Origin of the sequence: Eggerthella sinensis (assembly GCF_003339815.1) — a bacterium.
GTDB classification, from domain to species: domain Bacteria; phylum Actinomycetota; class Coriobacteriia; order Coriobacteriales; family Eggerthellaceae; genus Eggerthella; species Eggerthella sinensis.
This window is the reverse complement of sequence record NZ_PPTT01000041.1, coordinates 1-21,141: the sequence shown is the minus strand read 5'-3', so window position 1 is coordinate 21,141 and position 21,141 is coordinate 1. Positions and strand designations below refer to the sequence as shown.

16 protein-coding genes and 1 pseudogene are annotated in these 21,141 nt (G+C 64.4%); 10 read left to right on the top strand and 7 right to left on the bottom strand.

The window, feature by feature from the left end:
* Together C1876_RS18055 and C1876_RS16220 are read left to right on the top strand one after the other, a co-directional pair.
* Positions 1–173 (top strand): annotated as a pseudogene (locus C1876_RS18055) (putrescine carbamoyltransferase); the annotation flags it as partial.
* Between the two features lie 78 nt (positions 174–251).
* Entirely contained in the window at positions 252–1,745 is a 1,494-nt protein-coding gene (locus C1876_RS16220) for an APC family permease (protein WP_114547769.1), read from the top strand.
* Between the two features lie 81 nt (positions 1,746–1,826).
* Here C1876_RS16220 and C1876_RS16215 read toward each other — a convergent pair whose 3' ends face one another.
* Positions 1,827–4,583: a metallophosphoesterase gene (locus tag C1876_RS16215; RefSeq protein WP_114547768.1), complete on the bottom strand. Its 2,757-nt coding sequence runs from the start codon at positions 4,581–4,583 to the stop codon at positions 1,827–1,829.
* Positions 4,584–4,797: 214 nt separating this feature from the next.
* Here C1876_RS16215 and C1876_RS16210 point away from each other — a divergent pair, with 214 nt between their 5' ends.
* Positions 4,798–5,715, top strand: a complete 918-nt coding sequence (locus C1876_RS16210; protein WP_114547767.1) for a diacylglycerol/lipid kinase family protein — start codon at positions 4,798–4,800, stop codon at positions 5,713–5,715.
* A 57-nt stretch (positions 5,716–5,772) separates the two neighbouring features.
* Here C1876_RS16210 and C1876_RS16205 read toward each other — a convergent pair whose 3' ends face one another.
* From C1876_RS16205 to C1876_RS16180, 6 genes are all read right to left on the bottom strand, one after another.
* Positions 5,773–6,948: a phosphoglycerate dehydrogenase gene (locus C1876_RS16205; protein WP_114547766.1), complete on the bottom strand. Its 1,176-nt coding sequence runs from the start codon at positions 6,946–6,948 to the stop codon at positions 5,773–5,775.
* A gap of 164 nt (positions 6,949–7,112) precedes the next feature.
* The gene (bfr, locus tag C1876_RS16200; protein WP_114547765.1) at positions 7,113–7,577 is read right to left on the bottom strand and encodes a bacterioferritin; all 465 of its coding nucleotides are present in this window, start codon (positions 7,575–7,577) and stop codon (positions 7,113–7,115) included.
* A 134-nt stretch (positions 7,578–7,711) separates the two neighbouring features.
* Entirely contained in the window at positions 7,712–8,632 is a 921-nt protein-coding gene (locus tag C1876_RS16195) for a LysR family transcriptional regulator (protein WP_114547764.1), read from the bottom strand.
* A gap of 132 nt (positions 8,633–8,764) precedes the next feature.
* On the bottom strand, positions 8,765–10,330 hold the full coding sequence (locus C1876_RS16190) for a 4Fe-4S binding protein (protein ID WP_114547763.1): 1,566 nt from the start codon (positions 10,328–10,330) through the stop codon (positions 8,765–8,767).
* A 51-nt stretch (positions 10,331–10,381) separates the two neighbouring features.
* Positions 10,382–10,753, bottom strand: a complete 372-nt coding sequence (locus C1876_RS16185) for a hypothetical protein (protein ID WP_114547762.1) — start codon at positions 10,751–10,753, stop codon at positions 10,382–10,384.
* A gap of 27 nt (positions 10,754–10,780) precedes the next feature.
* Complete coding sequence (locus C1876_RS16180) at positions 10,781–11,176, bottom strand: hydrogenase maturation nickel metallochaperone HypA/HybF (RefSeq protein WP_158544726.1); 396 nt, start codon at positions 11,174–11,176, stop codon at positions 10,781–10,783.
* A 303-nt stretch (positions 11,177–11,479) separates the two neighbouring features.
* On the opposite strand from C1876_RS16180, the gene C1876_RS16175 reads away from it, so the two are divergent.
* From C1876_RS16175 to C1876_RS16145, 7 genes are all read left to right on the top strand, one after another.
* Positions 11,480–12,940, top strand: a complete 1,461-nt coding sequence (locus tag C1876_RS16175) for a helix-turn-helix transcriptional regulator (RefSeq protein WP_114547760.1) — start codon at positions 11,480–11,482, stop codon at positions 12,938–12,940.
* Between the two features lie 179 nt (positions 12,941–13,119).
* A complete protein-coding gene (locus C1876_RS16170; RefSeq protein ID WP_114547759.1) occupies positions 13,120–13,500 on the top strand; it encodes a hydrogenase maturation nickel metallochaperone HypA/HybF in 381 nt (126 codons plus the stop codon).
* Positions 13,501–13,548: 48 nt separating this feature from the next.
* A complete protein-coding gene (locus C1876_RS16165) occupies positions 13,549–15,069 on the top strand; it encodes an ATP-binding protein (RefSeq protein WP_158544725.1) in 1,521 nt (506 codons plus the stop codon).
* Between the two features lie 198 nt (positions 15,070–15,267).
* A complete protein-coding gene (gene hypB / locus C1876_RS16160; RefSeq protein WP_114547757.1) occupies positions 15,268–16,029 on the top strand; it encodes a hydrogenase nickel incorporation protein HypB in 762 nt (253 codons plus the stop codon).
* A gap of 49 nt (positions 16,030–16,078) precedes the next feature.
* Positions 16,079–16,879 (top strand): YebC/PmpR family DNA-binding transcriptional regulator, encoded by an 801-nt coding sequence (locus tag C1876_RS16155; protein WP_114547756.1) that lies wholly within the window; start codon positions 16,079–16,081, stop codon positions 16,877–16,879.
* Positions 16,880–17,064: 185 nt separating this feature from the next.
* A complete protein-coding gene (gene yidC / locus C1876_RS16150; RefSeq protein WP_114547755.1) occupies positions 17,065–18,993 on the top strand; it encodes a membrane protein insertase YidC in 1,929 nt (642 codons plus the stop codon).
* Entirely contained in the window at positions 18,983–21,064 is a 2,082-nt protein-coding gene (locus C1876_RS16145; protein ID WP_114547754.1) for a sulfatase-like hydrolase/transferase, read from the top strand. The genes yidC and C1876_RS16145 overlap by 11 nt, the downstream gene beginning before the upstream one ends.
* The last annotated feature ends 77 nt before the right edge of the window (positions 21,065–21,141 follow it).

Here is a 21,141-nt window from a genome sequence, read left to right as displayed (position 1 = left end):
AGGTCATGGACCATCCCGAGCGGAGCCTCTGCTGGGTGGAGGCCGAGAACCGCAAGCACTCCATCCGCGCGATCCTGGCCTACCTCTGCCCCAAGACGAAGGAGGACGCCGCCGTGGCCGACGAGGCCGAGGCCCGCATGAACGCGGTGCTCAACCGCGTTCCGACGGCTTAGCAGCCGTCGGGGCACCCCGCCTCCGCTCGCTGACGTACTACGCCAACCTGGAACCCACTTTGTAAGGGGGATGGTCTCATGGCCAAGAAAAAGAAATTCCGCATGATCGACGCGATTCTCACGGTGATCTGCGTTGTGTTCGTGGCCGAGGCCGCGGCCCCTGCCGCCGCCATCGGCAATCAGCAGTTCTTCTGGTGGATCTTCCTCATCCTCACGTTTCTGCTGCCGTACGGCCTCATCGTGTGCGAGCTGGGCACCACGTACGCCGACGACGAGGGCGGCATCGCCGACTGGGTGCGCCGCGCGTTCGGCGATGCCTGGGGCAGCCGCGTGAGCTGGTACTACTGGATCAACTTCCCGCTGTGGATGGCCTCGCTCGCGTTCCTGTTCCCCGAGACCATCGCGCTGCTCACCGGCGTGGAGCTGGGGCTGCTGCCGTCGCTCGTCATCGAGCTGGCCTTCGTGTGGATCGTCGTGTTCATGAGCTTCTCGAAGGTGTCGGACTCGGGGTGGATCCTCAACCTGTCCGCCATCCTCAAGGTGTCCATCGCCGTGCTCGTGGGCGGTCTTGGCGTGTACTACGCCGTGACGAACGGCTTCGCCAGCGACATGTCGCCGGCTACGTTCCTGCCCTCGACGGACGCGAGCAGCCTCACGTACCTGTCCATCATCCTGTTCAACTTCATGGGCTTCGAGGCCATCGCCGTGTTCGCCAACGACATGGAGAACCCCAAGAAGCAGATTCCCACGGCCATCATCGCGGGCGGCATCGCCATCGCGGCCATCTACCTGTTCAGCTCGTTCGGCATCGGCGCGGCCATCCCGGCCAGCGAGGTGTCGCTCGACTCGGGCATCATGGACGCCGTGGCCATCATGGCCGGCAACGGCAGCCTGCTGTTCATCATTATCGGCGTTGTGTTCCTCATCACGCTGTTCGGCAACATGATCAGCTGGTCGTTCGGCGTGAACTACGTGGCGGCGCACGCGGCCGACAAGAAGAACATGCCCAGCGTGTTCGCGCGTCTCAACAAGAAAGGCGTGCCCACGGGGGCGGCCATTGTCAACGGCGTGATTGCGAGCGCGCTCGTGCTCGTGTCGCCCGTCATGTCGGCCATTGGGCTCGACGGGTTCTTCTGGATCTTCTTCTCGATGAACATCGTGTTCCTGCTCATCTGCTACATGCCCATGTTCCCGGCGTTCTTGAAGCTGCGCTCGTCCGACCCGAACGCGAACCGCATCTTCCGCGTGCCGGGCGGCAAGGCCGTGGCAACCGTGGCCTGCTGGGTGCCCGTGGTGCTGCTCATCCTGTCGATGATCGCCACCATCGTGCCGCTCAACGGCTCGGAGGAGGAGCTGTCGAAGATTCCCATGCTCATCGGCGTCGTGGCGTTCGCGATCATCGGCGAGATCGTGCGCGTGGTGTCGGCCCGCAAGCGCACGGAGCCGTACCGCGGCATGGCCGTGAGCGGCGACCCGCAAGCGTGGGACGTGGCGCACGGCTACATCGACCCGGCGGTGGAAGCCGGCTTGGAAGAGGTGGCCGAACGCGATCGGGAGTTCGAGCGCGCGTAGGCTCATCGGAGACCCCCCGTGGCGCGGGGGCCGGCGCGGCGAGAGACGCACGAACCCGTGCGCTCTCGCCGCGCTATGGCGCTATTCCTCCTCGCTCAGCTCTCCCTTGATGAGACTGCGGGCCACGCAGATGGCGGCGCCGGCCGTGACGGCTACGCCCGCGATCACGCCGCCGATGGCAACGGGGTCGCCCGTTTGGGCGAGCTTCGTCGCCTGCGGCGTGGGCGTGGAGGAGACGACCTCCGGGGCGAAGGTGTCGGGCGCAGGGGAGGGCGCGGGACCCGGCGCGGGCTCGGGAGAGGGCTCGGGTGTGGGATCGGGCGTCGGTTCCGGGTCGGGGTCGGGCGTCGGATCGGGGTCGGGGTCGGGTTCCGCCGCGGCGGCGGCCACCGTCAGCTCGAACGAGGGGTGCTGCGCGTACCCTGCGGCGTACGTGACCGTATGCGTGCCTGCAACCGCGGGCGTGAAGCGGTACGCGGCCTCTTCCGCATCCGTCTCGAACACCTCGACCGTCGCGGCGTCGGGCCCGATCACCGTGGGAATGCCGCGCAGCGTGCGTCCGTTCGCGTCGGTGAACGGCAGCGGCGGGATGGGGTAGGCCGCGCCCACCGTGCCCGTGCCGATAGCGTCCGCGCTCGGGCCTTCGACGACGCCGCTGACGGGCGCGGCCGCAACGTAGCGTGCGGCGGCCTGCGCGGCCGTCGCCACGCCGGGCGTCAGCTTCGCGAACGCCACCTTGCCCGTCATGGGCTTTTCCATCTCGCCGTCCTCGTTCACGTCGGCGCCCACGAACCAGCGCGTGGCCGCGGCGGAGGGCGCGGGGATGGCTCCCGTGTTCGCCAGCGTCGACACGAGCTCGCCGTTCAGGTAGTAGCTCATGGTGGCGCCGTCGTAGGTGGTGAGAACGTGCGTCCAGGCGTTCAGCGGCACGGTGGCCTCGGTGCAGCGATAGCCCGATCCGGTGTTGATGTAGTGCTGCAGCTGGGGCGCATAGTAGCTCAGGTCTTGGCCGGCTCCCTGGGCGCTCGAGAACAGGTCGAAGTAGCCGTTCGGCGGGTTCGCCGTGAACTGGAACAGCACCTCGATCGTTTCAGCCTGCGCAATGGCCGCGTAATCGTCGGCGGTGAAGTCGTACCCCACGCCCGCCGACCCGTCGAACACGGCCACGGGCACGCCGAACGTGTCGCTCTCGTAGGCGAGCGTGCCGGTGGCCACGGCGTTGTGCGGCGTCGGCGCCGTGTCCGCGTGGCTTCCCGTCGAGAAGTCCACGGACAACAGCGCCTCGCCCAACGGTGGCACGAGGCGGGCGGCCGTGCGGAAGGCCGCCTCGCCCACGAACGCCTCCTTGTCGAACGGATTGACGGCGAACGCCCGCACGATGTACGCGGTGTCTTCGGCCAGGGCCGCGCCGAACAGCGGGCGCGTGAACTCCGCAGCGCGGTTCGCTTCGGCCTTGTAGTAGTCCGTCATGAAACGCGCGTCGTACACCGGCGTGTCGGGAGCCGCCTCTTCGCACACCTCCACGCGGTATGCGATGACGATGTCGTCTTCGAGCCCCGAAGTGTCCGGCACCACCTGCGCCGCCGACACGCTGAACGAGGCGCCGCTTGCCGTGATGGACGCTTCGGGCACCTTGACCTCGGCTCCGTCCTGCACGAGGGGCGGCTTGCTGCGACTCGCCATGTCGGCGTGCGTGTAGCGGAAGCCGGCGACGCCCTTCGACGGCTCGATGACCCACGGGGCGCCGATGACGCTGCCGCTGCGGAAGTCGAGGCGATACACCGACACCGCATGCGTTGCAGGATCGATTTCCACCAGCTCGCATTGGTTCGCGTCCCAGCCGGCGTTCGGGTGGCCGCCCGTGCTGCCCGTTTCGTCGTGTCCGCCGTTCTCCATCCAGAAATTGTTGGCGAACGTGGCGGTTTGGATGAGCGTGAACCCATCGTCCTGGTGGATGGAACGCGGGTCGGCCATTGGGATATGCGTATGGCCCGAGAAGTGGATGATCTGCGGATACAGCGCGCACAGTGACCGGTAGAACGCGCCCGACTGCGTCGTGTTGGCATTCTCGTCGAACTGGCCGTCCCAGCTGTTGGAGCCCGAGTACCAGACGGTGTTCGGGAAGGGGTGGTGGGTGAAGAGGAAGATGGGCTTGGCGGGGTCTTCGTCCGCGGCCGCCTTGCAGCGTTCGAGGATCCAGTCGCGCTTCGCCCCGTACCAGCTGTTGTCGTAGCCTCCGGGTTCAGGCGCCGCGGCGATCACATGGTAGCCGCCCACGATGAAGTCGGCATCCACCTGGCCTTCGTTCGGCCCTCCCGGCATCTGGAACGAGCCGGCCACGTTGAGCTCCGCGGCGAGGAACGTCTTGAACGCATCCTGGGCGTTCTGCTTGTTGCCGCCCCAGTTGTAGTATTCGTGGTTGCCCATCACGATGCCCACCGGCTTGCGCACGTTCGCGTTCAGCAGCTGCGCAAGCTCGAGGTACTGGTCGGGGTGCCCCGTGTCGGCCGAGTCGCCCACGAAGAAGTGCGCGTTCACGTCGGGCGCGAGGGCGTAGATGGCGGAGAAGGCCGCGGGGATTTTGTCGCGGTAGTTGTTGCTCGAGCTTGCGCCGACGTGGGTGTCGCTGTGCACGGTGAACCGCACGCGCGAACCCGGGAGCGTGGGCCAGTTCGGGTGTTCGGGCTGGGTGAACGCGGCTTCGGCCCGCTGCTCGGGGAAGACGAGCATGCCTCCGGCGGCCGACACGCCGGCGATGGCGGCCAGCTTGAGAAACGAGCGGCGCGAGACGCCGAACGTGCCGCGGTCGTATGCGGTCGCGAGCTGTTGGGGATTCATGATGTCCTTTCGATCGACGATACGGCGAGGTCGCGTGTGTGCGACGGCGTCTTTCATCGTAGGAGAGGGACGTAAGAGCCGTGCAAGAAGCGCGTCGGGAGAGAGAAAGGATCGTGTAAGAATTGCGCGAGAACTTCGGTCTTCCGGGAAGATGCGCATGTCGCCGGATGAGACGGAAGCCGTATAATAGGCGCACCCGATACGAAGGAGCCACATGCCATCTCAACTGGGAACGATGCTGCTCATCGCGAACCCGGCAGCGCAGAACGGACGCGGGGCGGACGCGGCGACCGAGGCCGCGCATCTGCTGCGGACGGCCGTGGGCGAGCAGGCGCTCGACGTCGTGCTCACCGAGCGGCCCGGCCACGCCGTGGCGCTGGCGGCCGCGGCCGACGGCTACGACACCGTGCTCGCGCTCGGCGGCGACGGCATCATCCACGAGGTGGCGGGCGGCCTCATGGAGCGCGCCGTCGACGTTCGCCCGGCGCTCGGCATCGTGCCGGTGGGGTCGGGCAACGACTACGCGCGCACGCTCGGCATGTCCTGCAAGGTGGAGCACGCCTGCGCACAGCTGCTGAACGCCGCACCGCACCCGGCCGACCTCGGGCGCGTGAACGGCCATTGGTTCGTGGAGACGCTCTCGTTCGGCCTCGACGCGGCCATCGCGCTCGACACCGTGGAGCGCCGCAAGCGCACGGGGCGCACCGGCACCATCCTCTACGCGGAAGCGGGCATCGACCAGCTGCTGCACCATCTCGACGCGCGCCGCTACACGGCCTCGTTCGACGGCGGCGCGCCCGTGGCCGGCGCGTCCATCACGTTCGCGGTGCAAATCGGCCCCTCGTACGGCGGCGGCTTCAAGATCTGCCCCAATGCGCGCTTCGACGACGGGTTGTTCGACGTCTGCATCGCCCATCCGCCCATCGGCGTCGCGGGTGCGGCGCTCATCTTCGCGCTTGCGAAGAGCGGCCGCCACACGGGTTTCAAGCAGATGGAATTTCGCCGCGTCCGCACGCTGCACGTGGAGTTCGACGAGGTCCCGCCCGCGCAAATGGACGGTGAGCTCATCGAAGCCACGACGTTCGACGTGTCCATCGAGCCCCGCGCCCTCAACGTGCTGCTGCCGGCATGAAAAAGCGGCACCGGGAATCCGGTGCCGCTTGCATAACGCGGGGGCTGCGGGCGTTCCCTACTTCACCACGCGGACGCGGCGGACGCCCTCGATGGCCGACAGGCGGTCGATGGCGTCGTCCGGGTGGCCCGGGGTGCCGGCGTCGAGGTCGAGCATCGTGTAGGCGTTGTCGCCGCGCGCCTTGTTCATCATGTTCTCGATGTTCACGCCCGCGTCGCCGAAGACGTTCGTGATGCGCGCGATGGCGTTCGGCACGTTGGCGTGCAGCACGGCCACACGGCGCAGGCCGTCGGGCACCGGCCCCATGTCGCAGGCGGGGTAGTTCACCGCGTTCGCGATGTTGCCGTTTTCCAGGTAGTCCATGAGCTCGCGCACGGCCATGATGGCGCAGTTGTCCTCGGCCTCGGCCGTGGAAGCTCCCAGGTGCGGCAGCACGATGGCGCCGTCCATCTGCATGACCTCGGGCGTGGCGAAATCGGTGATGTAGGCGTGCACCTTGCCCGAGGACAGCGCGGCGGCCATGGCCTCGTTGTCCACGAGCGTGTCGCGCGAGAAGTTGAGGAACACGGCCCCGTCCTTCATGAGCGAGCAGGCGCGCTCGTCGATCATGCCAATGGTGCTTTCTATAGCCGGCACGTGGATGGTCATGTAGTCGCAGGTGCGGAAGATGTCGTCGAGGTTCGTCACGTGATGCACGGCGCTCGACATGCGCCACGCGGCGCCCACCGACACGTAAGGGTCGTAGCCGTACACGTCCATGCCCAGCTCGATGGCGATGTTGGCCACCTCGGCGCCGATGGCCCCGAGGCCGATGACGCCCAGCTTCTTGCCCTTCACCTCGCGACCCGCGAACGCCTTCTTGGCCTTCTCGGCGGCTTTCGCGATGTTCTCGTCGCTCGCATTGTGACGGCACCAGGCGATGCCGCCGGCGATGTCGCGGCTGCCCAGCATGAGGGCGCACACCACGATCTCCTTCACGGCGTTCGCGTTCGCGCCGGGGGTGTTGAACACCACGATGCCCTCTTCGGCGCAGCGGTCGAGCGGGATGTTGTTCACGCCGGCGCCGGCGCGGGCGATGGCGAGCAGGCTCTCGGGGAACTCCGTGTCGTGCAGGGCGGCGCTGCGCACGAGGACGCCCTCGGCCTGGCCGAGGGCGTCGGTGAGTTCGTATTCGTCGCTGAGCAGGTCGGTGCCGTATGCCGAGATGTTGTTGAGGCAGTGGATGTAGCGCATGAGGTCTCCTTCGGGGATGGCAGGCGGCTCCGTTGGCGCGCGGCTCGTCGCCGGTTCTCGATACATCCTCTTATAGTGCTCAGCGCGTATCCCGTTGTCAACAACAACTCAGCAGGTGTGCACTTTATCCCGGTAAAGTGCAGGGCACGTCCGCGACGGGCGAGCTAGTTCTGCGTGGACAGGAAGATCTGCAGCGACATCTGCTCGATCTGGTCCTGCAGGTCCTCGAGCTCGTCGACGTGACGATCCTCGTCCTTGAGGATGGCCTCGAGGACGTCGCGCGTGGCGTAGTCGAGCACCTTGCCCGCGAGCACGATGGCCTCGTTGTAATCCTTCACCGTCTGCAGCTCCATTGCGTGGTCGTTGTCCACCTGCTGCGGCACGGCGGAGCCGATGCAGAACTGGTTGAGCTCGGACACGATGGGGGTGCCCTCGAGGAACAGGATGCGCTCGATCAAGCGCTCGGCGTGATGCATCTCGGTGATCGAACGCTTCTTGAAGTTCTCGCTCAAACGATCGTAGCCCCAATCCTCGCACATTTCCGCGTGCACCATATACTGGCTGATCGCGGTCAGTTCTCCGGCAAGCAGATAGTTCAGCCGGTCAATGAGTTCCGGGTTTCCCTTCATGGCAGTGCTCCTTTCATAGGCACGACGATGGGCCGTCGCGGCCCGTCTGCCTGATTGTATGAGCAAGGATGAGGGGAAGCATCCGATTATGCGATCCGTAGGCGTCCCGTCGCCGACCTGTCACGGGACGCTGATCAAGGCGTGCGCGTGAGCGACCTCGTGGCGGCTACGTCGTGGCAGATCTTCACGAACTCGGTCGTCTGCGGGTTGCCCGCGTCCTTGCGGTACAAGAGGTACACCTGGTACTTCGGCCCGGGGTCGGCGAAGCGCGCCTCGGCGAGGAACGTGGCGGGGATGGGGATATGCGCGGCGTTCGCGGTTTTGAACAGCATCTCGTCTGGTTGGAGCGTGAAGGGGATGCGATCGAACTCGGTGAGCGTGCGCACGCGGTGCTTCGGCTCCAGCCCGTGCTTGCGAAACGTCTCGACGGCCCCTTCGAACGTGGTGAGCAGGTTGGGCGTGGACGGGTTGACCAGGTAACATTCCTTGAGATCCTCCAAGGTGATGCCTGCGCGTTGCGACAGGGGATTGTCCTTGTGGAGCCACACGAGCAGCGGCAGCTCGAACAGCAGCTCGCAGGCGAAGCCTTCGGGCAGGTCGGCCGGCATGCTGAACACGACGCCCACGTCGGCCTTTCCCAGGAACACCGATGAGGCGATGGTGAGCTGATCGTCGTCGAACAGATGGGCGGGCGGCGCGTAGGGATGCCTGCTCTGCAGCAGCGACATGCTCTCGTAGACGATGTCCATCCACTGGTTGTTCGAGGACGATATCGCGTTCACCGACAAGCCCGTGTCGCACTCGGCGTCGATGCGCCGCCCCTGCTCCACGATTTCGTCGAGTTCGCCGACAAGGCCGGTGATGGCACCCAGGTAGAAGCGTCCTGCGGTGGTGAGGGCCATGGTGCCTCGATTGAGCAGGCGAAAGCCCAGCTCGCGCTCGAGGCTTGCGATGTGGCGTGTCAGGCTGGGTTGCGATAGGTGCAGCTCGTCAGCCGCTTTGACGAAATTGGCGTGCTTCGCCAACACCAGGAATTCGCGCGAAAAGTCGAGCATGGGTCCCCTCCAATGCCGTGTATATGCGCCTTGAGCGTATTTTACCAGCGAAAACTTCGTTGCGCAGCGCAGGTGCTTCAAAAAAAGCGCGCCCGAGCCGAAGGAGGGGGAGGGCTCGGGCGCAGGATGGTGCTAGGCTTGCAGCTTGGCGGGGTCGAAGTCGTTGATGTAGCCGCGCTTGGCGCGCTCAAGACCCTTCTGATAATAGTCGTCCACCATGTCCTTCGGCAGAGGGAAGCGATCTTCCTCGGGAAGCGCGAAGAGCTTGCGGGACCCTGTCGGGCACACCGTGGCGCATTGGCCGCAGCGCACGCACAGGTTTCCGATCTCGGGGCCGGCGTCGGTCATCTCGATGGTGAACAGGGGGCAGCGCGCCGCGCATGAGCCGCATGCGATGCACGTGTCGTGGTCCACCTGCAGTTCGTAGTGCGACAGGAAGCGGTAGTTCTCCACGTCGCCGTCGAGGGAGATGAAGCCGCGCATGATGGCGCAGCAGTCGCCGTGGCATTGGCAGATGACGTCGCATTCGGCGGTGCACATGACCTCGATGACCATGCCGGCGTCAACGCCCCTCTGCAGGATCGCACGGCATTCGTCTTTGTCGATCTGGCGGCCGATGCCGTTCTCGATGTAGTACTGCGCCTGCTCGCCGGTGGCGATGCACGTCTCCATGGGATGGTCGCACCAGTCGCCGGGCTTCTGGCCGTTGCGGATGGGCGTGAACGTGCGGCACTGGCACGGTGCCACGCACAGCGTGTCGTAGCGGTCCACGATTTCGTTCCAGTCGTGGTTGGGCAGGATTTCCGTGTCGCCTACGATGTCGGCTTCGGCAGGAATAGGGAAGTACATCGGCGAGCCCTGGTTGCGCGACTGGTAGCCGTAGTCGGCCCCGCACATGCCGAAGACGGAGTCGCAGAACCCTTCCTCGTCGTAGCGGTTCATCATGAACTCGAGCATGCCGTGCGCGAACGCCAGCACATGGTAGTATTTCGTTCCCGCGCGATGGACGCGGTTCAGCAGGCCGCGATAGCTCAGGTCCTCGCAGGTGTCACCCGCCTCCTCGGCCGACTGGCCCGTCGCCTCGCCAGCCTCTTCAGCGGTGAAGTAGGCGAAGTTCGGCAGCCTGATATAGAAGGCGGCCTCGTCTTCGGTGAACTCCTGCATGAGGAAGTCCCAGGCGTTCTCGTGGATCTCGCTGCCGACGCCCTGGCCCACGCGCAGCAGGCGGTTGCGCAGCGCGATGTACACCGCGGGTATCACCTTGCCGCTTTCCGTGACGTAGTCTTGGGTGATCTCGGGTTCGTTGAACAGGATGTTCTTGGCTTCTTCGTCGGATGTTTGCCGGGCGTCCTCGGCAATCTGCGAAGCGGTCAGGCGGTTCGTGCGCCAGTCGTACGAGTCGACGGCGGCGTGCTGCTCGGCGGCGGTCAAGGGGCCTCCGTTGAACGTGACGTGGTAGGCGCCGTCGTCGACGGGCTTGCCGGGCACGTTCACGGTGATGCCGTCCGTCACCTCGTCGGCCACGCCGTGCCACGTGCCTTCCGCCGCGTCGCTTGCGGCGTCGGTCGACTTCTCGGCGGCCTCCTGGGGCGTGCAGCCCAGCGCGCCGAGCGCTCCCATGGCGCCCATGACGCCGGCGGCGGTTACGAAGCCGCGACGGCTCAGCGTCTTCCCTTGCTCCAAGGTCGTCTCATCCATGTTCTCTCCTTTTCTCCGGTCGTGCGTGGCGGGCGTGCGGGACGCCCGGCTTCACCTGGTTTCGCGTGTCTCGCTGCGGGCTGCTTCGAGGGCTTCTCGAAGCAGTAGAATCTTGTTCTCCTGGACGGCCAACAGGTGCCGCAGATGCTCGAGCTGGTGCTCCTGTGCCTGGATGCGCGCGTGCGCTGCGGCGAGCGTGTCCGGCTCGCTTTGCGCGGGCGCGTCGGATGCGGGTTGGTTGCAGTCCTGGTTGCATGCGCGGTGGCGGTGCGTCAGGGCGTCCACGTTCAACCCGCGCCGTTCCAGGTCGTCGAGCATGCGGTTGCGCGCCTCCATCTTCGCGTTCACGATGCGCTCGCCTTGAGGCGACAGCGCCGGCCCCATGCCGGACACCCCGACGGCGAACACCCCTTCCGTGTCCATATCCCTCCTCCTTTCCCTGTTGGCCTTCTAGCCTGCCAGCTCCTGCGAGCGGGCTTCGGCCTGCTCCGGAAGCACGACTTCGATGTTGTTGAAGGCGAACTCCATGCCGGAATGCAGCTTGTAATCGCGCTCCGTCTTGCAGCGCGGGCACACCCAGGTGGTCGCATCGTAGACATCGATATGGAAGATGCGGCCGCACTGGTTGCACGCGACCGTGTACGGCGTGCGGCGGACGACGAGGTCGGCATGCTCGGCGATGGTCCCACGCGCCAGAAAGGCGAACATGCTGTCCATGTACGCCTCCACCACGTCGCGGTTGAGGCCGATGGTGAGGTACACGGTTTTGACTTCCACGGCGTCCACCTTGCCTGCGTAGTCGAGCACCGTATCGACAACGGTGCGCATGAGCGCCATCTCGTGCATGGTCGGGTTCCTTCCTGCTCGGTTCGCTCGGACACCGCCTATGCTACGCAGCGGGCGGGCCGTTGCGGTTGTCGTGTTCTGCATACGCGATGCGGGTTCCGCATGCACGGCGCGCCGCTATGTGAAATTCGCATCGCGGCATACGTGTTCTTTCTGGTCGCACAGTACGTGCATAGCCGATTCGCGTTCTGCATGGGCGATGGGCGAACGAGGCGTTTCGCATGTGATCGTCCGTCGCCGACATGTGCTACAATCCCATGCTGATCAGCAGGTCGGGCACACCGCAGGGGGACGGGGAACGACGTGGACTTCAGAGTATGGGCCGAACGCGGCACGGGCACGCGGGTTCTCCTATGGCTCGGCTTCGGGCTGTTCGTCGTCACCTACGGCGGCGGGCCGCTCGGGTTCGTCTCCGGACCGATCGGGCATGCGTTCTCATGGGACTCCATCCTTCTCGTCCAGACCTCGTTCATGCTCGGGACGGCGTTGGGATGTCTGATGATGAAGCTTTCCGCTCGCCAAGGCGACCCGAGGCGGAGGCAGGTGGCCGGGGCGCTTGCCTACGTTGCCACGGCCCTCTTGTGCTGGGCGGCTCAACCGGTGCTCGCCGCCGTTGACGTGCCCACCGGCACCGCCGTCCGCAGCGTGCTCTCCCTGCTTGCCGGGGCGATCTACGCGCAGCCCCTCCTGTTCTGGGTCGGAAGGTTCCTCGATCTCAGCAGCGCCTGCGACCGCCGGGGCTTCGTCGCCGCGTTCGTTCCCTGCTACGCGCTCAGCCCCATTGTGATGGGCGCGGTGTCGGTGTTCGATGGCGTGCCGTACGTGTACTCCGTGCTCATGGCCGCGTGCTCGGTGCTGTCGGCTTTCATTCAAGTGGTGTTCTTCCACCCGTCGGCACAGCAACCCGTTCCTCGGGCCGACGGTGATACGAGGGGCTACCGCCTCACGGTCCACTCCGTCTCGGTGCTCGTGTGCTTGGGCTTCTCATGGGGAGTGGCTCAAGCCGGCAGCTTGCTTCTGTTCGGGGGCGGTTGGTCGGTGGAAACCGTCATCAGCATGTTCGTCACGTTTGGGCTGCTCATCGCCATCGCCGTCGCCATGCAGGCGGGGCATGCGCAGGGTGGGGTGCGGTTCGGCATGTTCATCAGGCTCTCCATCGTCGCGTGCGGCGCGGTGCTCGTCGCGCTGCCGCTCCTCTTCGAATCGGTTCCCTCCCTGTTCTACCCGCTGTGTAGCGCCGTTATGATGGTAGGGGAGATATCGGTCATCGTCTTCTCGATCGACGTATGCTGCGAAGAGGGGGAGCCTCTGGCTGACGTGTTCGCGGCCAACTACGCGACGTTCATCGGCGCCGTCTGCGTCTCGGGGGCGATCTTCTGGTTGGCGCAAACGCTGATCGGCGGGGAGGCGGCTTGGTGGATCGTCGTCATCGCGTCGATGTGGGCCGTGCTCGTCGTCATACCGTTCTTGCCGAGCCGCTCGAGCGGCGCGCTGGTGTTCACGCTGGGGACGCTGCCCGAGAACGAGGGGTACGAAGCGAACATCGCTCTGCAGCGCGAGCGCATGGCGAAGAGGTACCGTTTGAGCGCAGGCGAGTCCGAGGTGCTCGACCATCTGCTCCGTGGCCTGAACCGCGAGCAGATCGCCGCCGAGATGTGCCTCAGCCCGTGGACCATCAAATCTCGCATCGGCGCCATCTACAAGAAGTGCGACATCCACTCCTACAAGGAGCTCATGCAGCTCGCCTCCAACGACGAAGCCTAGCGTCCTGGGCTCCTTTTCCGCGCATAGCACGTGGAAGCCTTCCCATCGGGCCTGATGGGACTACGCCCAAAAGGGTATTTCCAAATACGCCCATCAAGGTTCTTCCCGCGTTCCCCGTTCGGGGCGCATCATGCGAGCCGCAATGGCGGGATGCGAAGCGACATGGGGAGGAATCGGACATGCACGAGATGGCTCTGGTGCACAACGTGGTGGAGGCGGTGCTCGAGCACGCGGAGGACATCGGCGCGAAGGAGGTGGGGGCGGTTCTTCTCACCATCGGCGAAGGGCGCGACGTGGTCGAGAGCTTTATGCAGGGGCTGTTCGCCTTTCTGGCGCGCGGCACCGTCGCCGAGCGCGCGAAGCTCGTCATCAGGCGCGTTCCTTACACCGTGCGCTGCACGTGCTGCGGCACCGTGTTCCCTCTCAACGTCCGCAATGCGAGCACCTGGGTGTGCCCGCATTGCGCAGCCGAGCGCCAGTACCGGCTGCACGCGGGCATGGAGTTCACCATCGACCGCATACAGGTGGTGGGGGACGCTCGGCTCGAACAGGTCGGATAGCGACAGTTCGCACGCGGGTCGATCGTGCGAGAAGACAAGGAGATGCAGATGAAGGAGATCAGCAGGAGGAACTTCCTGGGCATGATGGGGGCCATGGGCGCGATGGGAGCCGTGGGCACGCTGTCCGGGTGCGCTCCCACGAGTGCGAACGCGGCCGAAGGCGGTGCGGGTCAGGTTCCCGAGGTCGTCCTGAGCGACGGCACCGTGTGGCGCGGCACGCCCGAGCACATCGCGGCCCTCGGCGGTTCCACCATGCCGCTCGAGGAGCTCAACCGCCGTCGCAAGGAGTACGTCGACTCCCAAACCGAGTGGGTGAACGAAGACGGTTCGGTCGTGCCCGCGTGCTACGTCAAGATGCGCGCTCTCATCCATGCGCACGGCTTCGGCTGCGGCGAGGGCCTGAACGACACGATGTTCAAGCGCCCCATGAAGCTGTTCACCGAGGAGCAGGTGGAGGCCTATCTCGACATGCCGTGGGGTGTGGAGTTCACGGCCAACGAGTTCTATGCCAAGTCGCAGAAGGAGGGCAAAGGCCGTACCTACGAAGCATGCAAGGAGTTGTGCGAGCTGTTCAGCAAGGCTGGCTGGTTGCCGTTCCGCACCCGGACCGAGGGCGTCACGTACAACATCCCCGGCTATGCCGAGGGCGTCAACACGTACAGCTACTGCGACGAGTACTACGCCGATCCGGACGGCTTCGATTGGCCTCTCGGAGGCGCCGGCCTGGCAGAAGATCACGCGTATGCCGGCACGCCGGTGTTCTACTCGGTGCCGCTGAACAGGGAGGTCGTGTCTGAGGAGAGCGAGTTGCTCGCCTACGACGACATCGAGGCGGTCATCAAGGATCACGACTACATCGCCGTGCAGCCGTGCTCGTGCCGCTACTATCCCTATGTGCTGGAGTGCCACGAGAAGGGCGAGCCGTACCCGACGTTCGAGGATTTCATGCGCGGCGACCAAGGCGAGTTCCGCGACTCGAACGGCGACCGCATCGAGACCTGCTTCGCGATGGGCGACGATGCCGAATACCTGGTCTCGCTCGGGTTGGGTCGTCGCATCACCCAAAAGGAGGCGCTTGAAATCCTCCAGAAGTCCCGCGACGACGGTTTCATCCTCCATTGCCTCTACGGCAAGGAGCATGCGTGGGTGTGCCAATGCAACCCGAAGATCTGCGGCATCACGGCTCAGTGGGAAGCCGGGGCGGAAGCGCTCGGCGGCTGGGAGGAGCTGCAGAAGCAGTCCGCGTTCGTCGGGCGAACGCACTATGCGCTCGAGGTCAACTTCACCGCCTGCATCACGTGCGGCACCTGCGCCGATCGCTGCCCGATGGGAGCCATCACGATGGACAACTACAATGGCGGCCCCCGCGTGACCGACCATCTGTGCCAGCGCTGTGGCCAGTGCGCCTACGTCTGCCCGCAAAGCGCGCGCAAGCTGGCCAAGCGTCCCGACGACGAGATCCTCGAGATGCCCCATCTCCTGCAGGACGACTACAACCTCAAGGCGGCGTATCGCTTCGAGCATAACCTCATCGGCCGCGGCACTGAGGCCGACGCGTTCAAGTTCTAAGCGCAGTGCGCGAGGGAGGGGATTCGCGCGGGGCTCCCTCCCGAACGGCCGAGACGGCCCTCGCAGGATTTGCATAGGCGATGCTCATTATGAATCGGCCAGGGTCCCGAGGTTCGCTACTATTGATGCATGACTTAACCGGGCCGGTGCCCGCTCTGCGGAGACGGACGCGGCGCTTTGAGATCGAGGAGGTTTCCTATGGACCAGACGCGCGTCATAGAGGTGAAGAGGAATATCCTGGCCGCCAACGACGAGGCGGCCGATGCGTTCCGCGCGGCTCGCAAGCGGGATGGCACGTTCTTCGTGGACGTGATGGCTTCGCCGGGCGCGGGCAAGACGACGCTGCTGCTCGCGCTGATCGAGGAGCTGCGGGGGCGCGCGGGGCGGGCGGGAGCGAATCTCCCGGCGATCGGCGTCATCGAGGCCGACCTCGAGAGCGACGTGGACGCGCTCAAAATCAAGGAGGCCGGCGTGCCGTCGGTGGAGCTCAACACCCGCGGTGTGTGCCATGTGGAGATGGGCATGGTGGAGATGGCATGGGAGGCCTTCGGGGGCGCGGCCTTCGACTGGATGTTCTTGGAGAACATCGGCAACCTGGTGTGCCCGGCCGACTTCGACACCGGCGCGCACACGCGCATCATGCTGCTGTCGGTGCCCGAGGGCTGGGACAAGGTGCTGAAGTACCCGCCCATGTTCGCCGTGGTGGACGCGCTCGTCGTGACGAAGAGCGACTACCTGTCCCTGAACCCCGATTTCGACCTGGCCGCGCTCGAGGAGCATGCCCGGGCTTTGAACCCGCGCCTCGAGATTTTCGTGACGAGCGCCCGCACCGGCGAGGGTGTGAGCGCCGTGGCGGAGTGGCTGGAAGGCCGGCGTGTTGGGGGAGCGGCGCGGCCAGACGATGCGCTCGGGCCGCAGGGCGTTTTTGAAGACCGTGCGGAGGGGAAGCGGGGCGTTTGACACATGTGCTAATATTATCGGCTGATATTGCTATGTGGAAGGGACGTATATGTCAGGGCATTCTAAGTGGGCTACAACCAAGCATCGTAAAGCAGCGGTGGACGCAAAGCGCTCCGCTCTGTTCAGCAAATTGTGCCGCAACATCACGGTGGCCGCGAAAGAAGGCGGCGACCCGAACCCCGACAACAACGCGTCGCTTGCGGCCGCTATCGAAAAGGCCAAGGGCTACTCCCTGCCGAAGGATAAGATCAAAGTCGCCATCGACAAGGCGTTCGGTTCCGGCAAGGACGCCGCGAACTACGAGACCGTCGTGTACGAGGGCTACGGCCCGGCCGGCGTCGCCGTGCTGTGCGAGGCGCTCACCGACAACCGCAACCGCACCGCCGCCGATGTGCGCGCCGCGTTCAGCCATGCGGGCGGCAACCTGGGCACGTCCGGCTCCGTCGCGTTCCAGTTCGAGCGCAAGGGCCAGATCATGGTTCCCAAGGAGGTCGAGACCGGCGACAAGAAGAACCCCGTGAAGCCGAACGGCGCCGCGGCCGACGAGGAAGAGTTCATGCTCGCCGTGGCCGAGGCCGGCGGCGACGACTACGAGGACGCCGACGACGAGTGGATCGTCTATACGGGCCCGAGCGACCTCATGGCCGTGAAGAAGGCCCTCGAGGAAGCGGGCGTCGTCACGAAGGGCGCCGAGATGACCATGATGCCGACGACTCCGGCGACGGTCACCGTCTCCGACGCGCGCAAGGTCATGCGCCTCATCGACCGCCTCGAAGAACTCGAGGATCTGCAGAACGTCTACCACGTGATGGACATCACCGACGAGATAGCAGCCGCCCTCGACGAGTAGGCTGCCCGATCAGCCGTTGTCACTTGAACCGCCGCATCTCGCGGCGGTTTTTTTTGCGGCCCGATCAGGATGTTAGCACTGCCCGACACGCCGACGGTGCTCTTGTGTATAATAGCGTGTTGCTCGTTTGATTCATCGATTGACGGTTCCGCGCTTCTGCGCGAGGGGGATATAGGAAGACAACCATGCTTGAAGCGCTTGCGCATCTTTTCTCGTATATCGTGCAGCCTTGCTACGATCTGACGGGAAGCTGGTGGATGGCCATTTTGCTGTTCACCGTCATAATCAAGATCGTTCTGATGCCGTTGTCGCTTTGGTGTCAGTGGAACAGCATCGTCATGGTCAAGATCATGCCCGAGCTCAACCGCATCAAGGTGAAGTACTTCGGCGACGCCGAGACCATCGGCGAGAAGCAAACCCTGCTGAACAAAAAGCACCATTACCATCCGCTGCTCTCGCTCATTCCGTTGGCGGTGCAGATCATCGTCCTGTTCGGGTTGGTCGAAGTGATTCACGGCATCACCGATCACGGCGCTCCGGGAACCGAGTTCTTGGGAATGGTTCCGGTGGAAGACGGCGGGCTTTCGTGGATCATGCCGCTCTTGGCGGGCTTGTCCGCTGTGGTCATGGGCTTCGCTCAGAACAGGATCAACCCCCTGCAACGCGAGCAGTCCAAGATGGAAAAGAACACCACCAACGGGCTTTCCATCGTGTTGTCCCTCGTCCTCGGCGTGTACGTAGCAGCCGGCATGGCCTTTTACTGGATATGCTCGAACCTCATGTCCATCATCGTGCAGGCGCTGTGCAACCTGATCATCCGACCTTCGAAATACATCGACTACACCGAGCTCGCCGCAAGTCGCATGGAGCTGGACGAACTCAACGCTTTCACGGCGAGGAAAACCCCTTGGTACAAGCGCGATCCTCTGGCAAAGCGCGAAAAAGAGGACTATAAGCGCTTCATGAGCGTGGTGGGCAAGCACATCGTGTTTTACTCGGAACGCAGCGGTTTCTACAAGTATTTCGAAGGCGCTCTTGAGTGGCTGCTGGCAAACTCGGACGTGAACATCCACTACGTCACGAGCGATCCCAACGATCAGGTCTTCGAATTGCAGAAGAGCAAGCCTCGCCTCGTTGCGTACTATATCGGCGATAAGCGCCTGATCACGCTCATGATGAAGCTTGACTGCGACGTGGCCGTGATGACGCTCGACGACCTGGAGAACTTCTACATCAAACGCTCCTACATTCGCAAAGACATCGAGTACGTGTACGCGTTCCATCATATGACGTCCACCCATTTGGTGTCCGCGAAGGAGGCCCTCGACCACTACGATACCATTCTGTGCGTCGGCCCCCATCAAAAACGAGAACTCGAACGGGCAGAGGAGATGCGAGGGCTCCCGGCGCGAAATCTGGTGGAATGCGGTTACGACCTGCTCGACAGGCAGATTGCCGCCTATGCATCGCGTGAAACGCCTGAAACCAAGCGCCCTGTCGTTCTCGTTGCCCCGTCGTGGCAGGAAGACTGCCTGCTCGACTTGTGCGCCGACGAGGTGATCAAGCCTTTGCTGGGCCGCGGATACAGCGTGATCGTGCGTCCGCACCCCGAGTACACCAAGCGTTACCATGCGCGATGGGAGTCGCTGCAGCAGCGCTATGCGTCGTGGTCGCGCGACGATATCTACTTCGAGCAGGACTTCAGCACGTCGGACTCGGTGTACGACGCGGACGTGCTCATCACTGACTGGTCGTCAATCGCCTGCGAGTTTTCGTTTACCACCATGAAGCCGTCCATTTTCGTTGATACGCCCATGAAGGTGAGCAACCCCGATTGGGAGGAGCTCGGCATCGAGCCGACCGATATCTCCATCCGCAATCAGATAGGCGTTTCGCTGGCCGTGGAAGAGTTGGAGCGACTGGGCGATGTGGTGGAGGACATGGTCCTTCATCCCGAAACGTGGCAGAACCGTATCGAGGAGGTACGCTCTCATATGATCTACCATCAGGGGCATGGCGGCGAAACCGCCGGCGCCTATCTGCTCGAGCGCATGCTCGCGAAGCAGGGTGGCAGCGCCGATGAAGCTTTCGAGGTGGTCAGCCATGGCGAATAGAGAAGCGAAGCGCATCGTCTCACGCGCCGGCCTCGTGGTGTGCGACGGGGCGTTTTCGGCCCTGATCGCCGGCATCTTGGTGCTCGGGTTCGCGTCGCCGGCCTACGCCTACGTCGACCCCTCGGTCATGACCTACACCATCCAAGCGCTGGCTGGCGTTGCGGTGGCGCTTTCCGCCGTGCTCGGCGTCGTCTGGCGCCGCGTGCGCAAGCACCTGCTCCGAATCCTCCGCATCGACGAGAACGAGGGAAAGCACGTCGAGGAACCGGTGCACGCGCTCGACGGCGGCGCATCCGATTATCAGGAGAGCCTCGAGCGCGCGGACGCGGAAGCTCGGCGAATGAGGACCGAGCTGAAGGCGAACAGGCCCGAGAAGCTGTGCTGGGCGACGCGCTTCCTGTTCGCGTTGGCGGCCTCGCTGATGCTGTTCTACACGTTCGTCGTGGTGGGTCCCCTGGAAATCGTTGCAAGCAGCGTGAACAGCCTGCTCTTCACGGCGACGGACATCTGGATTCCGCTTGCCATCGTCGCGCTTCTGGGTTCGGTCGTGCTCGCTTTGGCGCTCTCGCTGGTGCGGGGGAGGGCCTTCAACGTGTGCTTCGCCATCGTTTCGGTGGTGGGCATCGCTGCCTATATCCAAGCGATGTTCTTGAACGGATCGCTTCCCGCCGCCGACGGAACGCAGGTTGTCTGGGACGACTACACGGCCATTACGGTGACGAGCGCCGTCGTGTGGATTGCCTTGATCGCTCTCGCCGTGTTTCTGTCGCTGAAGAAGTCGCTGGCTTTCAAGGGCGTGGTGGCGTCGCTTTGCCTGGTGGGCATCGTCGCCCAGTCGGTCAGTCTGGGCCTTCTCCTCACGGCTCCGGCGAAGGACGGGCTGACCCCCATCGACGCGAGGCCGTCGGTCACCACGGACGGGGTTTCGGAGGTCTCGGCCGACAACAACATCATCATGTTCGTGCTCGACACGTTCGACACGCGCTATTTGAAGGAGGCCGTTGAGGCCGATCCCGGTTGCCTTGACGAGTTCACCGGGTTCACCTGGTTCGACAATTCGACCGGTTCGATGATCCCGACGCGCTACGCCATGGCGTCGATGCTGACGGGCCGGACCCTTGAGGACGATGACGAGGCTTTCTCCACGTCGCTGATCATCGATTGGTACACGCAGCAGGGTTTGATCGACGACATCAACGCGCAGGGGTACGAGACGTACCTGTACGCCACCGATATCCACGATGCGATCGGCGCGCTTTCGGAGAAGGTGGAGAACATCAGGCAGCCCGAACGTGAAGTTGACTCCCTGTCGGCGGTCGCGATGCTGGTGAAGTGCTCGCTGTACCGCGATCTGCCGTGGGTGCTGAAGCCGCCGTTCTGGTTCTACACCGACCAGGTGAACAACGCCGTGCTGGGGAACAGCTCGGAGATTCCGATGGACTCGCTGTGGACCATGGACGACGTGAAGTACTACTCGCGGCTCAAAGAGCAGGGTTTGACCGCGACGGACCTCGGAGAAAAGGGAAGCTTCCGCGTCATCCACCTGGCTGGCACCCATGCCCCGTTCACGTTGAACCGCGACGTCGAAGTGGTGGAGAGCGGCACCGATGTCGTCGAGCAGGGTCTCGGCTCCCTTCGCATCGTGAGCGAGTATTTGGATGACCTCAAAGCGCTCGGCCTCTATGACGACGCCACCATTGTGGTGACGGCGGATCATGGCGAGTGGTATCTGGCCGACGAGATCACGCAGCCGACGAGCCCCATGATGCTGGTGAAGCCTTCGACGGAGGCAGGGGGATCCGACGAGCCTATCAAGATATCCTCGGTGCCGACGGGCCACGTCGACCTTGCGGCGACGCTGCTCGAAGCTGCCGGAGGCGACGGGTCTGCCTATGGGGGAATGGACATGTTCGATGTTCCCGATAGCGATCGAATCCGTCATTACAACGCGACGTCGGTTGTGGGCGCTGAACACGAGTACACGTTCATCAGGCAATGGGAGATAACCGGTGACGCGCTCACCTGGGAGAATTGGCGCGAAACTGGCACCAAGTGGCCCATCGACGACTGATAGGCTGAGAGCGAAGAACATGGTGAGCGGGGGGCGCGATGGCGCCCCCCGCTTTTGCGTTTGCCCCCCCCATTGCC

Coding starts and splice junctions, on each gene's coding strand:
- C1876_RS16220 (WP_114547769.1), top strand. CDS start 252: ATGGCCAAGAAAAAGAAATTCCGCATGATCGACGCGATTCTCACGGTG.
- C1876_RS16215 (WP_114547768.1), bottom strand. CDS start 4,583: ATGAATCCCCAACAGCTCGCGACCGCATACGACCGCGGCACGTTCGGC.
- C1876_RS16210 (WP_114547767.1), top strand. CDS start 4,798: ATGCCATCTCAACTGGGAACGATGCTGCTCATCGCGAACCCGGCAGCG.
- C1876_RS16205 (WP_114547766.1), bottom strand. CDS start 6,948: ATGCGCTACATCCACTGCCTCAACAACATCTCGGCATACGGCACCGAC.
- bfr (WP_114547765.1), bottom strand. CDS start 7,577: ATGAAGGGAAACCCGGAACTCATTGACCGGCTGAACTATCTGCTTGCC.
- C1876_RS16195 (WP_114547764.1), bottom strand. CDS start 8,632: ATGCTCGACTTTTCGCGCGAATTCCTGGTGTTGGCGAAGCACGCCAAT.
- C1876_RS16190 (WP_114547763.1), bottom strand. CDS start 10,330: ATGGATGAGACGACCTTGGAGCAAGGGAAGACGCTGAGCCGTCGCGGC.
- C1876_RS16185 (WP_114547762.1), bottom strand. CDS start 10,753: ATGGACACGGAAGGGGTGTTCGCCGTCGGGGTGTCCGGCATGGGGCCG.
- C1876_RS16180 (WP_158544726.1), bottom strand. CDS start 11,176: ATGCACGAGATGGCGCTCATGCGCACCGTTGTCGATACGGTGCTCGAC.
- C1876_RS16170 (WP_114547759.1), top strand. CDS start 13,120: ATGCACGAGATGGCTCTGGTGCACAACGTGGTGGAGGCGGTGCTCGAG.
- C1876_RS16165 (WP_158544725.1), top strand. CDS start 13,549: ATGAAGGAGATCAGCAGGAGGAACTTCCTGGGCATGATGGGGGCCATG.
- hypB (WP_114547757.1), top strand. CDS start 15,268: ATGGACCAGACGCGCGTCATAGAGGTGAAGAGGAATATCCTGGCCGCC.
- C1876_RS16155 (WP_114547756.1), top strand. CDS start 16,079: ATGTCAGGGCATTCTAAGTGGGCTACAACCAAGCATCGTAAAGCAGCG.
- yidC (WP_114547755.1), top strand. CDS start 17,065: ATGCTTGAAGCGCTTGCGCATCTTTTCTCGTATATCGTGCAGCCTTGC.
- C1876_RS16145 (WP_114547754.1), top strand. CDS start 18,983: ATGGCGAATAGAGAAGCGAAGCGCATCGTCTCACGCGCCGGCCTCGTG.